This is a genomic window from Streptomyces wedmorensis (assembly GCF_000716445.1).
GTDB classification, from domain to species: domain Bacteria; phylum Actinomycetota; class Actinomycetes; order Streptomycetales; family Streptomycetaceae; genus Streptomyces; species Streptomyces wedmorensis.
The window spans coordinates 22,537-40,959 of the sequence record NZ_JNWK01000017.1 but is presented as its reverse complement, the minus strand read 5'-3'; the positions used below and the strand labels follow the sequence as shown (position 1 = coordinate 40,959).

The 18,423-nt window shown below is 72.4% G+C and carries 9 protein-coding genes; 4 read left to right on the top strand and 5 right to left on the bottom strand.

The features are described from left to right. The first annotated feature begins 329 nt into the window (after positions 1-329). The gene (locus tag OO54_RS15730) at positions 330-7,703 is read left to right on the top strand and encodes a hypothetical protein (RefSeq protein ID WP_234439457.1); all 7,374 of its coding nucleotides are present in this window, start codon (positions 330-332) and stop codon (positions 7,701-7,703) included. Between the two features lie 82 nt (positions 7,704-7,785). Next, a complete protein-coding gene (locus OO54_RS15725) occupies positions 7,786-8,175 on the top strand; it encodes a hypothetical protein (protein WP_033203628.1) in 390 nt (129 codons plus the stop codon). 79 nt (positions 8,176-8,254) lie between these two features. On the opposite strand, the gene OO54_RS15720 is transcribed toward OO54_RS15725, so the two are convergent. Together OO54_RS15720 and OO54_RS15715 are read right to left on the bottom strand one after the other, a co-directional pair. Further along, the gene (locus OO54_RS15720) at positions 8,255-8,983 is read right to left on the bottom strand and encodes a hypothetical protein (protein ID WP_033203627.1); all 729 of its coding nucleotides are present in this window, start codon (positions 8,981-8,983) and stop codon (positions 8,255-8,257) included. 92 nt (positions 8,984-9,075) lie between these two features. Further along, positions 9,076-9,753 carry an HD domain-containing protein gene (locus OO54_RS15715; RefSeq protein ID WP_033203626.1) on the bottom strand — a complete coding sequence of 226 codons (678 nt, stop codon included), beginning with the start codon at positions 9,751-9,753 and terminating at the stop codon, positions 9,076-9,078. Positions 9,754-9,929: 176 nt separating this feature from the next. Between OO54_RS15715 and OO54_RS15710 the strand changes: the two genes are divergently transcribed. Further along, the gene (locus tag OO54_RS15710) at positions 9,930-11,363 is read left to right on the top strand and encodes an MFS transporter (protein ID WP_033203624.1); all 1,434 of its coding nucleotides are present in this window, start codon (positions 9,930-9,932) and stop codon (positions 11,361-11,363) included. Between the two features lie 366 nt (positions 11,364-11,729). Then, positions 11,730-12,239, top strand: a complete 510-nt coding sequence (locus OO54_RS45060) for a hypothetical protein (RefSeq protein WP_033203622.1) — start codon at positions 11,730-11,732, stop codon at positions 12,237-12,239. 98 nt (positions 12,240-12,337) lie between these two features. Here OO54_RS45060 and fxsT read toward each other — a convergent pair whose 3' ends face one another. From fxsT to OO54_RS45055, 3 genes are all read right to left on the bottom strand, one after another. Continuing rightward, a complete protein-coding gene (fxsT, locus tag OO54_RS15700) occupies positions 12,338-15,268 on the bottom strand; it encodes an FxSxx-COOH system tetratricopeptide repeat protein (protein ID WP_078905211.1) in 2,931 nt (976 codons plus the stop codon). A 1-nt stretch (position 15,269) separates the two neighbouring features. Beyond that, positions 15,270-15,845: a trypco2 family protein gene (locus OO54_RS47400; protein ID WP_234439456.1), complete on the bottom strand. Its 576-nt coding sequence runs from the start codon at positions 15,843-15,845 to the stop codon at positions 15,270-15,272. 112 nt (positions 15,846-15,957) lie between these two features. Continuing rightward, entirely contained in the window at positions 15,958-16,707 is a 750-nt protein-coding gene (locus OO54_RS45055) for a DUF4232 domain-containing protein (protein ID WP_051786976.1), read from the bottom strand. Between the last annotated feature and the right edge of the window lie 1,716 nt (positions 16,708-18,423).

Below are 18,423 nucleotides of genomic sequence, written 5' to 3'. Positions count from 1 at the left end.
GTTCCTGTCATTCCGTGGTGACGGGAATGTCTTGGGATGCGAGACGGAGAACGTCCGACCTGCGTTCTTTACGCCGGGTAACAAGATGATCAATTGCGGGGTTGCTTTGTCCGGTACTGAGGGCCCGCGCGTACTTGGTCCAGAATATTTGATCTTCACTGGCGGGGGCGGGCGTGGCATCGTCGCGGCGTAAGCGGCAGTGCCGGTTCATGGGGAGAGCCGAGTGCCGGCACGTGCCGTGAGCAGGGGGGATGCCGCCCGACGGCAAGTCGCCCTCTGTCATGCCCCTGTCGAAGCACTGCCTCGCGATCGAGAGATTGTCAGGCGACATGTCCATGTTCAGAGACGTCGGCAGACGCCGGCGTCGCATGCGGGACGCCCTCACCAGGGCCACCAGTGCCACCGCGCTGGTCACCGCGTCGGCCGTACTCACCGGCCTCGTCCAGGCACCGCCCGCCGCCGCCGAGACGGCCCCCGAGACGGACACCGGCTACTCCCGCAACAGCGTCGGCGAGGACCGGCGGCTCGACCGCTGCCTCGCCGGCGTCGCGCTGCACGTCGGCGGCCCCCTCATGAAGGCCAAGGCCGTCGAGGGGCTCACCGGCACCGAGGAGCAGCTCCGCGAGGCCATCGGCGACCGCGGCTGGATCGGCTACGGCCCCCTGGGCGTGGCCTCCGACGCCGACAAGGACGCGAGGGACGTCCTGTTCGCCGCGCAGACGGCGCGTACCACCGCGCTCGACGAGGCCAACAAGCCCTACCGCGAGTCGGCGTGGGCCAGCGACCAGATGGAGTGGCACGCACCGAGCTTCGCCTACGAGATCACCCGCCACGCCGTCACCGCCCAGACCGAGCTGGCCTGGCGCCTCGGCAAGGACGAGCACAGCAAGGCCGGCCCCGAGGCCGTCGCCCGCGCCCGCGCCGTCATGGAGGAGAACCGCGGCAAGGACGACTGGCACGACTGGGCCGCCAACAGCATGCTGCGGGACAGCGAGGTCTCCTGGGACTACTTCGGCGGTACGACCTCCAGCGACATCGCCGCCTACCTGAGGCGCGGCGGCTTCGCCTTCGAGGCCCCCGCCAAGGACTCCGCCGCCTACCGCGTCGAGGTCGAGGACCTCAAGCAGGCCTGGGCCGGCTGTGACTGGCAGAACCCGGTCGACCCGCGACGCCAGCTCAACGAGCCCGTCATGAACGCGATGGTCGAGTGGGAGCAGGAGTACGCCGGCCAGGCCACCCAGCGCGCCACGATCGTCAAGGCCGAGGTCGAGGCCTCGGTGGCGGCCCACCAGGCCACCGACCTGATGATCCAGACCATCGAGCAGGCCTGGTTCGCCGACCAGGTCCTGACCTGGCGCAAGTACTGGGCGGACAAGCTCGCCCAGGACCCGAACACCATCCTGGACAAGCCCGACCAGGCCTTCTACGACAAGGGCACGGCCGACCTGGCGGAGGCCAGGACCAAGGCCGCCGCCCTCGTCACCTCCGCCAAGGCGCAGGCCGCCAAGGCGGCGGCCGCCGCGCAGACGGCCGCCACCGCGCAGCAGGAGGCCTGGGGCGTCGCCGACGCGACCGGCGTCCCGCGCGGCCGTGGCCTGATGTACGCGCAGCAGTCGGTCCAGGTCGCCCGCGCTTCCGCCGCCGTCACCGCGGCCGCCGCCAAGGCCGCCGAGACCGCGCTGAACGCCGCCAACGCGACGATCGCCACCAGCGACACGCTGCTCGCCAAGGCGAAGACCGAGTCGGCCGCGATCGACACCGAGTTCCGCCGCGTCGCCGCCCAGGAGGCCGCCGCCCAGGCGAAGGCCGCCGCCGACAGCGCCGAGGCCAACGCCACGGCCGCCGCCGAGAGCGCCGCCACCGCCAAGGCCGCCCGTACGACGGCCGAGGACAAGCGCGACAAGGCGAAGGCCGCCGCCGGCACCGCGGCCGCCGAGCGTGCCAAGGCCCAGACGGAGCAGGCCACCGCCGTCGCCTCCCGCGCCAAGGCCGCCGCCGAGCGCGCCAAGGCCGTGACCGCCGAGCAGCGCGCCGCCACCCAGCGGACGGCGGCGACCACCGCCGACACGGCCGCCGGTACCGCCACCACCGACGCCAAGGCCAAGCGGACGCTCGCCGACGCTAAGGCCAAGGCGGCGCAGACCGCCCGCGAGAAGGCGATCCAGGCGCTCCGGGCCAAGCAGGCCACCGCCGCCCGCGCCGCCGCCCTCGAAGCCGCGGCCACCGCCGCCGAGGGCACCGCGGCCGCCGCCGAGACCCGTACGGCCGCGACCGCGGCTCGTACGGCCGCCGACGAGGCCGCCACGGCCGCCACCGCCGCGCAGACCGCCGCGGACCAGGCGACCGCCGCCGCCGTCACGGCCCGCTCCGCCGCCACCACGGCGGAAGGCGCCGCCGAGCGCGCCAAGGCGAGCGCCGGCGCCGCCTGGTCGGCGTACAACACCTCCCTCGGCGAGGCGTCCACCGCGCACGCCGCCGCGGCCGTCGCCCTCGACGCGTCGCAGGACGCGGCGATCCGCGCCGACAACGCCGCCACCGCGTCGGAGAACGCCACCGGGCTCGCCAAGAAGGCCGAGCAGGAGTCCATCGCCGCCGGGACCGGGGCAGCCGAGGCCGTGAAGTCGGCGGGGGCGGCCGCAGGCCGCGCCTACGCCGCCGGTCAGGCCGCGCTCGCCGCCCGCGACAGCGCCACGGCCGCGGGCAGCGCCGCCGGTGACGCCATCTCGTACGGCGCGCCGTACCGGGAGAAGGACAGCGCGGCCGCGTTCGCCGTGCTGATCGGCCAGTCGTCCAAGACGGTCGCCGAGCAGCAGGCCGCCGCCGCCGAGGCCAAGGCCGCGCAGGCCGCGCAGGCCGCCGAGTCCGCGCAGCAGACCGCCGCTCAGGCGACCGGCGACGCGAAGCTCGCCGCCGAGGCCGCCGCCGCGGCGGCCGTGGACTCAGTCCGCGCCGCCGAGGCCGTGACCCGCGCCCAGGCGTCCGCGGCCGAGGCCGCCGACGCGCGGACGGGTGCGAAGACCGCCTCCGACGCCGCCGCCGGCCACGCCGAACAGGCCGGCGACGACGCCGCGTCCGCCCGCCTCACCGCGAGCGAGGCGAGCAGCGCCGCCACCGAGGCCGACCGAGAGGCCACCGACGCCGAGAAGCACGCGGCCGAGGCGAACGAGAAGGCCGGCCGGTCCGCCGAAGCGGCCAAGGACGCCGCGGAGAAGGCGGCCAAGGCCGAACAGGACGCCAAGGACGCCGAGACCAAGGCCGGCGACGCGACGGGCGACAGCACCGCCGCCGAGGAGGCCGCGAGGAAGGCCGAAGAGGAGCAGCGCGAGAAGAACGAGGCCGCCCACAAGGGCGCGCTCGCCGAGGGCACCACGCCCATCAAGGGCGGCGCGTCCAACTGGCCGGTCCTGGGCGAGCGGGAGGAGGAGATCCTCCTCGACGCCTGTGGCCAGACCTGTGTCGACGACTACCGCGAGGGCATCGCGGCCGTCTCCGTCGACGTCGTCGAGTGGGCGACCGCGAACGGCGGCCGGATCCTCTTCGAGCAGCTCGACCCCGCCAAGGTGAAGGCCTGCCTGGCCGGCTCGGACGTCGACGACTGCCTGTGGGCGCTGGTCGACGTCCCGTCGTCGGCCGTGATCGTGGGCCGTATCCCGGCGCTCGCCACGGCGATCGAGAAGGTCTCCGACGGCATGCGGACGATCTTCCGCGACGCCGACGACGCCCTGCGCCGGCTCAACGAGCTCACCGCCGTCATCAGCGACGTCCGCTCCACCCCGCGCCTCAACCGGTGCCTCGCCGGAGTCGCCCTGCACGCGGGCGGAGCCAAGACGAAGGCCCTGGCCATCCAGGGGCTGACCGGCGGCAACGCCGAGCTCGAAGCCGTCATCGGCGAGCGCGGCTGGATCGGCTTCATGCCCCTGGGTCAGGCCAACGACCAGGACCGCCAGGCGGGTTACGCCTACCTGGACGCCTTCGCGGCCCAGAAGGCGATCCTGGAGGACGCCAACAAGCCGTACGCGATGAGCTCGTTCGACGACGGGATCACGCTGCACGCACCGGAGTTCGGCGCCGACATCAGCGCCTACACCGCCGCCACCCAGGCGAAGCTGGCCGACCGCATCGGCTGGGACGCGCACACCAACGCGAGCCCCGAAGCCGTCGCCAAGGCCCGGCAGATCACCGAGCAGAACCGCGGCAAGGACAGCTGGAACGACTTCGCGGCGGACTTCATGCTGCGGGACTCCAACGTCCACAACACCCGGTACTTCGGCGGCACCACGGCCTCCGACATCGCCACCTACCTGCGGTACGGCGGCTTCCCGGCCGGCAAGATCGCCGAGGGCACGCCCGAGTTCCGCGTCGAGGTCGAGAGCCTCAAGCAGTCCTGGGCCACCTGCAACCACGCCGACCCGGTCGACCCGCGCAACTCCCTGAGCGAGGCCGTCTCCCAGGCCTCCGCCGAATGGGAGGCGGAGTACGCCGGCCAGGCCGCGCCCCGCGCCGTCATCATGCAGGCCGAGGCCGACGCCGCCGCAGCGACCCGGGCCGCCACCGCCGCCATGATCGAGGCCATCGGCCAGGCGTGGCGCGCGGACCAGGCCCTGCGCTGGCAGAAGTACTGGCACGACAAGCTGGAGGCCGACCCGGACCACATCCTCAAGCCGAAGCAGGCCCTCTTCGACCAGGCGAAGGCGGACCTCGCCAACGCCCGAGGCAAGGTCCAGGCACTGGTCGCCACGGCCAAGGCCCAGGCCACCGCCGCCAACGCCGCCGCCCAGCGCGCGGTGACCGGACAGCAGCAGGCCTGGACGATCGCGGACGCCGCCGAGGTGCCGCGCGGTCGTGGCCTGATGTACGCCCAGCAGTCCGTCCAGGTCGCGCGCGCTTCGGGTGCCGCCGCGACGGCCGCCTCCAAGGCGACCGAGACGGCCCTCAACGCCGCGAACGCCACCGTGTCGACGTCGGAGGCGCTCCTCGCCCTCGCGAAGACCGAGGCGCACGCGGTCAACACCGAGTTCCGCCGTATCGCCGCGCAGGAGGCCGCTGCCCAGGCGAAGGCCGCCGCGGACAGCGCCGACGCCTACGCGGCCTCGGCCGCGGCGAACGCGGAGACCGCGAAGAAGGCCAAGGAGAAGGCCCTCGCGGAGGAGCAGGACGCGAAGAAGGCGGCCGCCGACGCGCAGGCGTCGCGCGCGGTCGCCGAGCTTGAGCGTGCGAACGCGGCGGCCTACCGGGCCACCGCCGAGCGCGAGCGGGACAAGGCGGCCGGCTACGAGGCCGACGCCGTCGCCCAGGGCCGTATCGCGAGCGACGCCCGTGCCTCGGCCGAGGTGGCCGGAGCCACCGCGTCGGCTCGTCGCGGTGACGCCGAGCAGGCGGAGCGCGACGCGGTCGCGGCCCGCGACAAGGCCCTTGAGGCCGAGCAGCGTCGGGACTCGCTGAACGCGAAGGCGGCGGCCCTGGAGGCCCACGCCATCGCCCAGGACGGTACGGACGCCGCCGACGCGGCCCGCACCGCTGCCACCGACGCCCGTTCCGCCGCGAACGAGGCGACGACGGCGGCGACCAGTGCCCGCGCGGCGGCGAACGCGGCCACGGCCGCTGCCACCAGCGCCCGCGAGGCGGCCACCAAGGCGCAGGGCTCCGCGTCCCGCGCCAAGGCGGCGGCCGACAGCGCCTGGGCGTCGTACTGGATCGCGGCCGGTTCCGCAGCCGCTGCCCACGCGGCGGCGGCCGAGGCGATCGACGCGTCGGAGGCGGCCGCGGCCGACGCGAAGGGTGCCAAGGAAGAGTCCGCGAAGGCATCCGCCGCTGCCAAGGTCGCCAAGACCGAGGCGGCCGCGGCTCGTTCGGAAGCGGCGCAGACCGCTGCCTGGGCCGCGACGACCGCGGGCAAGGCGCTCGCGGCCGTGCAGTCCTCGCTGGCCGCCCGTGACTCGGCCGCCGCGGTGAACAAGCCGGCGAACGAGGCGATCTCGCTCGGCGGTCCGTTCCAGGAGGTCGACAGTTCCGCGGCGTTCGCGGTGCTGACCGGCCAGCAGTCGCTGACGATCGCGCAGCAGCAGGCCGCGGCGGCCGCCGCCACGGCCAACCAGGCCGAAGGGTTCTCCGCCGAGGCGAAGGCCCTGGCCGAACAGGCCGCCGCCGACATGAAGCTGGCGGCCCAGGCCTCGGCGTCGGCAGCGGCCGACGCGTCCCGCGCCGCCAAGGCGTACCAGCGGGCCCAGGCCTCGGCCGCGCAGGCGGCGAAGGACGCCAAGGAGGCCCAGGCTGCGGCGGGTCGTGCCGATGCCTGGGCGATGGCGGCCGGCGAGGACGCGGTGATGGCGTCGTCGGCGGCCTCGGACGCGCAGGCGGACGCCAACGCGGCGGACGCCGCCGCCACCGAGGCGGAGAAGGACGCCGCTTCGGCCCGTGCCGCGGCCACCAAGGCCGAGGAGGACGCCGCGAGCGCCCGTGCCACCGCCACCCAGGCGGAGGCGGACGCGACGGCGGCCGAGACGGCCGCGGCCAACGCCAGGAGCGCGGCGGAGGAGGCCCAGGCCGCCGCCGACCGCACCGAGACGGCCGGCAACAACGAGCAGATCCAGCAGGGCGTCACCACCGGAATCGGTGGGGTCTGGGCGGTCCTCGACCACATCGAGTACATCGGCGAGCCGCAGAACGTCGTCAAGGAGAACTGCAACCCGATCATCCACATCGGGGACTGCAAGATCACGGCGACCGTCACCTACAAGTCGCACGTCGACCTGTTCATGTGTCTGGCGGCGCCGGGGACCTACAGCGGCAGCTGCCCGGACGCGGACACGACCTACCTCGGCCCCGACGTGTCGGAGGAGCCCACGACCGAGCGGCTCACCACCGTCCTGACGATGACCCAGTTCAACTCGGGCATCGATCCGATCGACGTCCTGCTCGGCGACTTCATCGGCTGTGCCAAGCTGATCACGCCGGGTATCTCGGGCGGAAGCTGGGGTGACTGCGCCTGGGCGGCGGGCTGGTTCGTCGCCGGCGCCCTGTTCAGGTCGGCCAAGGCCGCGGTGACCGCGATGGACGCCGCGCTCAAGACCGGCATCGGTTTCACCGACGCCTGGCTGGCGCTCCGCTCCATCGGTCTGACCGAGGCAGCGGTGCAGGGCATGGTCGGCCGTGTCGTCCGCAAGCTCAACGAGGCCTGCGAGAAGGTCGACACGGCGACCTTCAAGGTCGCGTCCTTCTCCGCCGCCAGTTCCGGCAGCGGTGGCGGAACCGGCCCCGGCTGCTGGGTCGGCGGCCTGAACGGGCCCGGATTCTGGGCTGCGGAGAACGAGGGCATGGAGGCCGCCGCGGCCGCGTACCAGTTGCGGGTCACCGGTGGTGTGCCGGCGGGCTTCGTCTACAAGCTCAAGATGAAGTACCCGGTGGCGGGCCGTTCGGGCGAGTACGTGAAGCTCGACGGCTACCAGAACGGCAAGCTGATCGACGCGAAGTTCTGGAGCGACAGCGGTGTCATCGACTCCGCGACCGGCAAGTTCAAGTTCTTTGTCACCGCGCCGATCAAGGAGGCCAAGGCCCAGGTCGCCGGAGCGAAGTCGGCGGTCGACGACACGTACACGCCCATCGTGTACTACGTGAGTTCCCCGGAGGCGGCCACCGCATTCCGGCACATGGTCGCCGACACCCCCGAACTCGCGGGGAAGATCGACGTCATCTACATGCCCTAGCATTTCCCGTCGGCGGGGCCTTCCCCGGAAGGCCCCGCCCCGAATCCCGGAAGCAACGAAGTAATTCAATGAGGATCCAGCAATGAGCCGCACGCTTTTCGTGCTCCGCTATCGGGGCGGTGAACCCGAGCCGCTCGACATGCAGCTCGTCAGGGAGGTCCTGGAGCCGTACGTCGTCACCGCGGGCGCCGACCTCGCCGACGGGGTCCTGATCAGGACCGCCGACGGATTCGAGGTCGACGTGGACGTCAACGAGGTCTGCGTCTCCGTCAGCCGCTACCCGGCCGGACAGTTCTTCGACGTCCTCGCGACGCTGGTCGACCGCCTCGGCGCCACCGTTCTCTCCTCGGACCGGCCGGTGGTCATCCGCTCGGAGCGGGACCGGGCCGAGCTGTCCGAGGACATCCGCGAGGGTGCCGTCGTCGTCGCCACGACGGCGCCGGCCCTCGAGGGCCACTTCACCGGCTCCTGACCGGGAGCCGCCTGCGAAGAAGGGGGCCTCCCCGGTGCCACACGCACCGGGGGAGGCCCCCTTTTCTCGTCGGGCTCGGTCAGCCCCTCGCGTCCGAGATCTTCTTCAGCTGGGCCTCGACCACCGGCTCCGGGATCGCCGCCATGTCCGGGTCCAGCATGTTCACGCCGTAGAACGCGGCGACGACGCCCCCGCTGCGGACCACCGTGTACGTCATGGGCACCTTCTGCTTGCCGATGTCGCCGGTGATCCGGTAGGCGACGGTCTCGTCGGCACCCAGCCGGGGCGCGGGCAGGTTCTCGACCTTGCCGTAGGTGAGGCCGAGGGTCTTGAAGCCCTTGGGGCAGGTGGTGACCGCGGCGCGGAGCTCGGTCATGACGCGGGTGGCGTCGGCCTCCGAGTGCGAGGCGAGCCACATGGAGCCGACCGTGGCGTTGGTCGCGTCGGTGGGCTGGAGCGAGCGGTGGGCCGTACCGACCGACGGCAGGTGGGTGAACCCGCCGATCAGGCTGGCGAGCGGCTGGCACGCCTTCTTGTCGGCTTCCATCCCGCGCCCGGCCTCGACCTCCGACTTCGCGATCTTCTTGGCGTCGAACCCGGCCGCCTTTCCGGTGAGCGCCGCCTTTTCGAGCTGCTCCGCGTCGAGCGCGCCGATCCGCTTCGCCTCCGCCGAATTCTTGTCGTCGGCGCTCTGCGCGCTCGCCTTCGGCTTCTTGTCACCGGAATCCTTGGATTCACCGCTGCACGCGGACGTCAGGACGAGGGCCGGCAATACGGCGAAGATCGGGAGGGCCCTGCGCAGTTCCATGTTCTTTTTCCTGGCGTCTCTCGCTGGCGAAGAATGAGCAGAATGATCTTACCGGCGGTAGACGCTCTCTCCCATTACGTTTTGACGTCGACTCACTCCGCCCTTCCGGACATGTCCGTCAGCTCGGCGAGTTCGCGTTCCACGTTCTCCCGCGCCTGCACTTCCCAGGCCGCCGCGCCGTACGGGGTGCGGAAGAGGCGGGGGAGGGCGAGGAGCTGGCGGAGGACGGCCGCGCGTCCGTGGCGGAAGGCGTCGTCGGGGACGAAGGCGTACTCCTCGCGGACGGCCGCCACATACCCCCTGTACGTATCCGGGCGGGTGGCGAGGATCGCGAGGTCGGCGTCGCAGAGGGTCTCGCCGTTGAGGTCGCCGGGTGCGGGGTCGTGGCTGGTCGTCAGGCGTACGAGGCGGGCGACCTCGGCGACCTCGTGCGGGGTGAGTCCGGCCTCGGTGAGGGCCTTCTCGGTGAGGGTCGCCGAGCGTTCCTCGTTCTCGGAGCGGTCGGGCCGGTAGACGGCGTCGTGGAACCAGGCGGCGAGCCGTACGAGCTCCAACTCGCCGCCCTCGCCGCCCTGGTCGGCGAGTTCGTCGATGCGGTCGAGGACGGCGCGGAGGTGGTCGACCGTGTGGTACCGGCGCTGTGGCTCGGCCCAGCGGGCCAGGAGGTTCCGGCCGTACGGGGCGGGGTCGGGGCCCTCGTGGCCGGCGCGGGCGGCGAGCAGGGTGGCGGTCCAGCGCCGGAGGAGCGCGGGTTCCTGGTCTGCGGTCATGGGGGCATTCTGCCTGCCGAGCACCCCGGAAGGCGCGCTTCCGGGGCGCCCGCGACGGCGCTTCACTCTCACCCTTACATACCCCCCATGGGTATGCTACGGTGCTCCGCATAGATACCCCCTAGGGGTATACCCCGGCTTCGGTCGGGCGTCGACGCGAGCGAAGGGTCAGGGCAATGTCAACCGTCAATCCCCGGCGCTGGTGGGCACTTGTCGTGCTCGCGGCCGCCCAGTTCATGGTCATCATGGACACGTCGATCATCGGGGTCGCGCTCCCCGAGATGCAGAAGGACCTCGGCTTCACGCAGGGCGAGCTCCAGTGGGTCTTCAACGCCTACGTGATCGTCTTCGGCGGCCTGCTGCTCCTCGGCGGACGCCTCTCCGACCTCGTCGGCGCCCGCAGGATCTTCGTCACCGGCTGGGCCGTGATGATCGCCGGCTCGGTCCTCGCCGCCGCCGCGCAGACCGCCTGGGTCGAGATCGCGGGCCGCGCCGTCCAAGGCGTCGGCGGTGCGCTGATCGCACCCTCCGCCATGACCCTGCTGATGATGCTCTTCATGCACGACCCGAAGGAGCTCGGCAAGGCGATGGCGCTGTACGGCGCCGCCGCTCCCGCCGGCGGTACCGCGGGCGTCTTCCTCGGCGGCGTGTTCACCGAGTGGGCGACCTGGCAGTGGGTCTTCGTCATCTACGTCCCGATCGGCCTCGCGACCCTCGCCGCGACCAAGCTCCTCCCGAACGTCGAGTCCCGCCGCGGCTCCGTCGACGTCCTCGGCGCCGTCGCCGTCACCGCGGGTCTCGCGCTCGCGGTCTTCGCCGTGGTCCGTGCCCCCGAGGTCGGCTGGGGCGCCACCGCCACCGTCCTGGAGCTGGCCGGCGCCGTCGCCCTGCTCGTCCTCTTCCTCGTGATCCAGAAGTCGGTCCGCGAGCCGCTCATGCCGCTCGGCGTGTGGCGGGTCCCGCGCCTCGGCTCGGCCAACCTGGCGATGACGCTGCTCGGCGCGGCCTGGATCCCGATGTGGTACTTCCTCAACCTGTACCTCCAGCAGGTCCTGGGCTACGGCGCCTTCGCGTCCGGCGCCGCGCTGCTGCCGATGACCGTGCTCCTCATGATCTTCATGACGGCCGTCACCGCCCGGCTCATGGGCCGGTTCGGGGCGAAGCCGCTCATCGGCGCCGGTCTGCTCGTCCTCGCCGCCGGCCTGGTCTGGCTCGCCGCCGTCCCGCCCACCGGCACGTTCCTCGTCGACGTCCTGCCGGCCTCCCTCGTCGCCGCGCTCGGCATGTCCCTCGCGTACATCCCGGCGATGATCGCCGCGATGTCCGGCGCCCCGCAGGAGCAGGCCGGTCTCGCCTCCGGCATCGTCAACACCACCTACAACGTCGGCTCCGCGCTCGGCCTCGCCGCGCTCACCGCCGTCGCCATGTCGCAGGGCGCCGACCGGCTCGGCAACCTGCCCAGGCTGACCGACGGCTTCTCGGCCGCCTTCCTCGGCGCCGCGGTCCTCGCCGCCGTCGGCGGTGTCGTCACCCTCCTCGTCATGAAGGGCGACAAGACGGTCGCGGTCGAGGCCGCGCCCGCCCCGCAGGCCGAGAAGGTCTCCGCCTGACCCGCCCCGAAGGGGCCGCCCGACGTCCGTCCGTCGAGGACCAGGACGTCGGGCGGCCCCTTTTCCGTACCCCCGCCGGTCTCCCGGGAGGAAAGCCGTGGAACTGGACGCCCGTGCCGTGCACATCGCCAACGAGCTTTTGCGGAGCGGGAGTCGGCCGCTCTCCGGGCGGAGGCCGTGCACCCCGTGCCGGGTGCGGGTCCTGTTCGCGCCGGTGGGTCCTGCGGAGTGCGGACACCCGCCTGCGTCCTTGGGGGCGCCTGTGCGGGCCTTGCCCACCGCGTGTGGTTTCGACCAAGCGGACACCGCCACCTTCACCGCAATGTGGGGTGCGACGAATGCCGTTGCTCGAACACGCTGGACAGCGTGTTCGAGGAGCTTGCCGATCAGCTGCGGCAGTACGGGGTCGATACCGGTCATCAGGAGTTCGCTGCGCGAACGGCACGTGCCCTGGAGGCCGTTGTCGCGGATCTTCAGGCGCTGCCGCGCGAGGACTCGTTCCGGCGCTGCTGGTCCAATGAGCGGGCCACGGTCATCGACCTCTACCGGTACGTCAATGAGCGACTGGTCCGCAACCCGCAGGACAGTGCGGCCCGCCGGGCGCTGGTCGCGCTGTCGCTGGTCCACGGAGCCAACGACGGCGGACTGTCCCTGCTCGGTCCGGAGATCGCCGCTGACCCTGCGATCGTTGCGGACGCCGTCACGATCGCGGATTGGGTCTTCAAGGAGATCGGCTTCGATCTCACCCCTGAACTGCGTGAGGCGTGCTCGCATGCCGACCGGCAGGCTCTGGAGGCACTGGCTCGGACGGACAACGCAGGGGCGGCTCGCGCCGCCTTGCGCGTTCTCGGCGGAGGGACGATTCGTGACTGCTGACTGCTGACTGCTGACCGCTTCGCGATCTCGCCTCGCCTGTCCACTGCACTCGCGGACGCCGGACACCTCCGGGTTGCGTGACGGCGCTGCCCGTGGACTCAGCCGGGCGCGGAGCTGCCGGCGTCCCGGAGCCATTCCTGGAGGGCGGCGAGATTGGAGCGGGCCAGGTGGGTGCGAAGGTGATCGTGGCCGAGGGTTCGCTCCCGGTCGGCCAGCACGCGCCGCAAGAGGTCAAGAGCCTCATCGGTGCGTCCGGCTTGCAGGTAGGAGGCGGCGAGGTTGTGGCGTGCGGTGAGGGTGTCGGGGTGGTCGTGCCCCAGCACGCGCTCGCGGTCGGCCAGTACTTGCTCATCGATGGCGATGGCTTCGCTGGTGCGTCCGGCTTGTAGGTAGGAGGCGCCGAGACTGGAGCGTGTGGTGAGGGTGTCGGGGTGGTCGTGCCCCAGCACGCGTTCGCTGTCCGTGACCACCTGCTCTTCGATGGCGATGGCTTCGCTGGTGCGTCCGGCTTGTAGGTAGGAGACGCCGAGGTTGGCGCGGGTGTAGAGGGTGTCGGGGTGGTCGTGGCCCAGCACGCGCTCGCGGTCGGCCAGTACTTGCTCTTCGATGGCGATGGCTTCGCTCGTGCGTCCGGCTTGCCAATAGGAGGCGCCGAGGTTGGCGAGCGCGTTGAGGGTGCTGGGGTGGTCGTGGCCCAGCACGCGTTCGGTGTCGGTGCGTACCTGTTCCTCGATGGCGATGGCTTCGTCGGTGCGTCCGTCTTGATAGTAGGAAGCGGCGAGGCTCGCGCGGGCGTGGAGGGTGTCGGGGTGGTCGTGGCCCAGCACGCGCTCGCGGTCGGCCAGTACTTGCTCTTCGATGGCGATGGCTTCGCTCGTGCGGCCCGCCAGCCAGTAGGAGGCGGCGAGGCTGGCGCGCGCGTTGAGGGTGTGAGGGTCGTCCCCGCCCAGGATTCGCTCAGCGCTGTCGGCCTGGCGTAGCCAGTAGGCAGCAGCGGTGTCCCCCAGGCCTGCGTCGAGGAGGCTGTTGCCCGCGCGGTAGAGGACTGGATGGATGCCGCCGTGCCAGAGTCGGTCCTGAGCCTGATCTGCGAGGGCGTCGGTATTGGCGCGCAGTACCGCTGCCAGTTCCCGGTGGGATTGATCGACCTCGGGCCAGACATGGAGAAGCGCCTCCGCGACTGCGTCGACATGGCCGGTGAGGTCGGATTCCGCTGTGTTCTCACGGACGGCGCGAGCGGTCAGGGCGTGTACGCGGACCCCGCGGGGGTCGGCGCGGGTGTCGCATGTGATCAGGGCGTACCGGTGCAGGAGACGCAGTACCGAATGGGCCTGGTCCGCGGTGACGGGACTCGTGCCCGAGGCGCTGAGGTGGTCGAGGAGAGGCGGGGTCGTCCACAGGCTGTGGGGATGGCCGGCTGGGTCCAGGAGAGCGACCAGGCGGAGGACGTGGACGGCGAGGCCGGAGTCGTCGGCGGCTCGGGCGGCGTCGAGTGAGAGCAGGAGCGCCACTGTGATCTGCCGACCGTAGCCCTCGGTGTCGGCGGACTCGGGCAGGGCTTCGTCCAGCCGGGTGCGGCGGTCGGTGAAGCGCCGTATGTACGCCGTGCAGGTCAGGTCCTCGTTGATCATGTGTGCGGCGGCCAGGCCCAGGGCCAGCGGGAGGTGTCCCAACGCCTTGGCGAGGTCGGCGGCGCGGGCGTCGAGGAGGTGGCCCATTCCGTCGCCGTCCAGCCGCTCGCGGAGGTAGGCGTCGGCTTCGTCGGGGGAGTAGACGTCGATGTCGATGCGGGTCCGGCGGCCGCCGGTGAGACGGGCGTCGTTGAGGCGGGTGGTGGCAAGGACCCACCCCGTGCCGGTCCGGCTCGCGGGCCACCAGCTGCTCAGCTCGGTGGGGTGGGCGATGTCGTCGAGGACGACCAGCCAACGCCGTGATGTGGTCGCGAGCCATCGGAGGAGGGCTCGGGCGTCGGCCTCGGGGTCTTGGCCGGTGGCGCCGGGGAGCCGGAGGTAGGCGGCGGCCTGGGCGTACTGGGTGATGACCTGTTGCGTCTCGGTGGCGGAGGCCCACACCACGAGGTCGACGCCTTGGGCGAGGGCGTCGGTGGCGCAGGCGGCGGCGAGTTGGGTCTTGCCGAACCCGCCGCCGCCGGACAGGACTTGGGTCAGGACGACAGAGCTGCCGCCCGACCGTGCCGACTCGATGCGGTCGCGCAGGGTGCTGCGGGGCTGGAAGGCCGAGGCGAGGGCGGGTACGGGACCCACCTCCACGGGCCAGGCCACTCCGTCGCCGCCCAGGGGCACCCTGCCGCCGCTCTCGGCGGTCACGTCCTCCAGTACGGCCGTGGTGCCGGGGTGCCCGTGGCGGGCGACGAGGCGGGCGAAGCCGGGGAGGCTGAGGGCTTCGTGGACGGGGGCGGCGTGGAGGCGGCGCCAGTCCATGGTGCGGTTGTCCTCGACCGCGACGCCGACGATCCGTCCGTGGCAGAAGATCGCCGAGCCGGAGGCGCCGGCCCAGGGCCGCTCGTCGTGGCGGCCGTCCTCGTCGGACCCGACCGAGTATGCGGGTGCGGGCCAGACCGGACAGTCGAGCACCCATCCCGGCAAGGACGTGGAGACGACGGACAGTTCACCGTGCAGGTCCTCGAACTGCGCGTCGCTCCCCTCGTCCGCCGCGAACGCGGGAAGGCCCGCTCCCTTGAACGGGATGCGGGCCGTCCCGCCGGGCCGCCCCCATCGGACGGGTCCCTCGCCGGCCGCGACGGGCTCGTCGAGCCAGAGGAGTGCGATGTCCAGCGCGTCTTCGGGCGGGACGCCGGCCTGGGGGTCCGGCCAGCAGACTTCCGCCCGCCTTTCGACGAGCTCCCCGAAGTGGGGGTGTCCCACCCGTACCGCGACACGCCCGGCCCACCGGCCGTCGTCCCGTACGACGTGCAGGGCGGTCAGGACCAGCTGCGGGCCCACGAGGTAGCCGGAGCCGGAACCGTCCGGTTCGCCGGTGCGGACCCAGACCAGGCGCTGCGGGTCCACCTCAGTCCTCCCAGGGCCGCCGCCGGGCCTCCTCGCGGGAGGTATCGGAGTCGGAGCCGTCCGAGCCGCTGTTCGTGCCCCGGCCCGTGCCGTCCTGCGAGTTGCTCTCCGGCCCCCGGCCCGTGCCGTCCTGCGAGTTGCCCTCCGGCCGCTGGCCCGTGCCGCCCTCCGTGCCCTCGTTCGAGCCGTCCTCGGGCTCGTCCTCCGCCCTGCCGCCCGCCGCGCCGCTTGCCCCGCCGGCCCCGCCGGCAGGGTTCGGTCCGAGGCCGCCGTCTTGGCGACGGATCCTGGCGCGCGCGCCGCCCGTCGCTTCGTCGTGCACCTCAAGCGTGAGGGTGAGGGTCTGGCGGTGGGTGCTGCCGAGGCTGCCGCCGCCTTCGCCGCCGACCTTGGCGCCGAAGGCGCCGACGTCGACCTTGACCTTGCCGTTGCCGTCGCGGCGGAACTCGACTTCGAGGGTGAGTTCCGCTTGCTGGACTTCGAACTGGAATTGTTGGTGGGCCCCGTCGGCCTGGGCCGCGTACAGCTCCTGTCGCAGCTCTCGGAGTGCTTCGGCCAGCGAGATTCCGTTGCCCATGGGTCCCCTTCGTCAGGGGGCGGCCGGTGTGGACGCCCCACTCGGAAGTTTCTCCCAACCGCCGGGCCGGCCGCAGGTGTTCACGGACGGTGGGCGGCGGGGGTGGCGAGGGCTACTTGGACATGATGGCGCGGAGGGCGAAGCCGGAGGCGGTGGTCCAGTAGGTGACGAGCTGGCCGTCGTCGGCGTAGAGCTTGGCGACGGGCAGGGGGACGTCGATGGGGGAGCCGGCGTAGGTGTCGATCTTGGCGCCCTGGAGGGAGATGGTGATGCTGGTGGCCTCGTACTCGTCGCGGGCGCCGCCGGCGACGAGCAGGGCGGCGTAGCCCTCGTGGCCGGGATCGAGGATGACGGGCTTGCCCGGGTCGGGGTCGGTGTCCTTGATGACGGGGGTGTCGGCCTGGGAATCGGCGCCGATCCGTACGCGGGGGTAGCGGAAGAGGTTGCACTTCTTCTCGCTGACGTTCTGGACGGTGAGGAGCAGGTGCCTCGGCTGCTTGCTGTCCGGGGGCTCCAGTTCGGAGGAGACGGCGAGCTGTTCCTGCGTGCAGGTGGGGATGGCGGTGCGGCCGCCGCCGTTTCCGTTGCCGTCCTTCGTCGCCCCGGCCTTCGGCGGGGCGGTCTCGGTCGGCGTGCCCGCACTCGGCGAGGCGGTCCGGCTCGGGGGCGCCGACGTCGTGGCGCCCGGCGTCGACGGGCTCGTCGCGCTCGGCCCGCCCGAGCCCTTCCCCTGGTCCGAGCCGTCGTCCGACCCCTGGCAGGCCGTCGACGTCAGCAGCGCCGCGACGACGGCGGCCCCGGCGGCGTAGGGCCGCCATCCCCTGGAGTTCCCGCGCGTGGGCGGACTGACCGAAGTCCTCATGGTGTTTCCCCCGTGTTCGGCCGTACGCGGCCGTTTCTCTACTGGTCCTGGCGAGACTGGTCCTGGCGAGCAGAGTGTGCTCCACGCCCGCTCCCGAAAAGCCTGCGGAGCCCTTCTGTTACCGAGGAGGTACAGGGAGGAGGCCGTTCCGCCTGCACTCCCCGCACAACGTCTCCCCTTCGGCTCCCCGGAACAGCATCGGCTGCGTATGCGCCCCGCCCTCGCACTCCCGCGCCCCCTCCAGCCGCGCCGACAGACGCCGCCCGTCGGATGCACCCGCTCCGGCCGATCCCGCTGATCCGCCCGATCCGCCGGGTCCGCCGGGTCCAGCCGATCCGCCCGACCACGCCGTCGCGGCCGTCGCCGGCTCGGCCGAGGGCGCGGGCTCAGGCGCCAGGGTCCTCGGCGGCACCTCCCTCAGCAGGTACCGCACCAGCCCCCCGGGCCGGTGTACGGGCGTTCCCGCCCCCGGCATCCCCCGGAGCACATGCTCGTGCACCTCCCCCGACGTGTACCCGGCCTCCAGCCACCGCGCCGCCAGCCCCGCCAACTCGTCCCGCATGCCGGGCGGGATGGCCCTGAGGGCGGGGGAGAGGAGATGCAGTACGCCGACGAGCGCGCGGGCGGCCTCCAGACAGGGACTGTCGGGCGAGGGCGAGGGCGAGGGAGCGGGAGCGGGCTCGGCGTCGGGCAAGGGCGCGGGCTCGGAGTCGGGTGCGGGTGCGGGCTCGGAGTCGGGTGCGGGCTCGGAGTCGGGTGCGGGCGAAGGTACAGGCCCGGGCTCCGCCTCACGCCCGGGCTCCGCCTCACGCCCGGGCTCCGGCTCGGCCGTTGGCCCGGCCGACCCTCCACCCCTCGCCCCTCCCGGAAGGTAGGAGGTGTCTTCCCCCGGGTCTTTCTTCGGATGACCGCCGGTCGACGGGGTCGTCGGCTCACCGGCCGTCGGCTGACCGGCCGTCGGCTCACCGGCGACCGGATTCCCGCGACCCGGTACGACCTGCGGTGATACGCGTTCCGCCGAGGTCGGTGGCAGCGGCGTGCGGCCGAGTACCTTCGCGGCCTCGGCGGGGGTCAACGGGGTGTTGGAGACGAGTTGTTGGGTCACCCAATGGCCGCCGGCGCCCTGAACGCGTCGCTCGTGCACGAAGCCCTCTTCCTTCAACTGCCGCTTCGCACGTACGAACGCGCATGCCCCGATCCGGGCACGTTCGGCGGTTCGCGACAACGATTCGCGTGCGCCTTGGGGGAGGGAAAGCTGCCAGGTCAGGAGCCGTACGGCGTCGGAGCTCAGCCGGGGGTGCCGGATGATGTCGTGCGAGAACTGGGTGAAGGCGCGTGGGGGCGGGCTAAAGTGCCGGTAGATCACAGTGGACTCTTATTCCATGAGTGGTTCAGGCCCCCGCCGATGGTTCCGAGTCATCGCCGGGGGCCGTTTTGCGTGAACGTACCGGGCGAACCGTGTCCAGGCCGACACACCGGCACAAGACCCCCCGTACGAGTGATCAGGTCCTGTGCGGTGCGGCAGCCCGGCGACCGCTTGCAGTCCGCCTGCAGCCCGCGTGTGGCTTTCTTCGAGCGGGCGGATATTCGGAGGCGGACCGGCGGAAGATCGCGTAACGTGTGCCTTCACGCCCTGAGTTGACGGAAGGAGGCGAGTGCCGTGCAGTTCACGTTCATCCAGCGCTCCCTCTTCTCCTGTCCCGGCGCGGTTCGTCA

Excerpts from the sequence above, each read along its gene's own strand:
- OO54_RS15730 (WP_234439457.1), top strand. The coding sequence starts at position 330 with ATGTCCATGTTCAGAGACGTCGGCAGACGCCGGCGTCGCATGCGGGAC.
- OO54_RS15725 (WP_033203628.1), top strand. The coding sequence starts at position 7,786 with ATGAGCCGCACGCTTTTCGTGCTCCGCTATCGGGGCGGTGAACCCGAG.
- OO54_RS15710 (WP_033203624.1), top strand. The coding sequence starts at position 9,930 with ATGTCAACCGTCAATCCCCGGCGCTGGTGGGCACTTGTCGTGCTCGCG.
- OO54_RS45055 (WP_051786976.1), bottom strand. The coding sequence starts at position 16,707 with ATGAGGACTTCGGTCAGTCCGCCCACGCGCGGGAACTCCAGGGGATGG.
- OO54_RS15715 (WP_033203626.1), bottom strand. The coding sequence starts at position 9,753 with ATGACCGCAGACCAGGAACCCGCGCTCCTCCGGCGCTGGACCGCCACC.
- OO54_RS15720 (WP_033203627.1), bottom strand. The coding sequence starts at position 8,983 with ATGGAACTGCGCAGGGCCCTCCCGATCTTCGCCGTATTGCCGGCCCTC.
- OO54_RS47400 (WP_234439456.1), bottom strand. The coding sequence starts at position 15,845 with ATGGGCAACGGAATCTCGCTGGCCGAAGCACTCCGAGAGCTGCGACAG.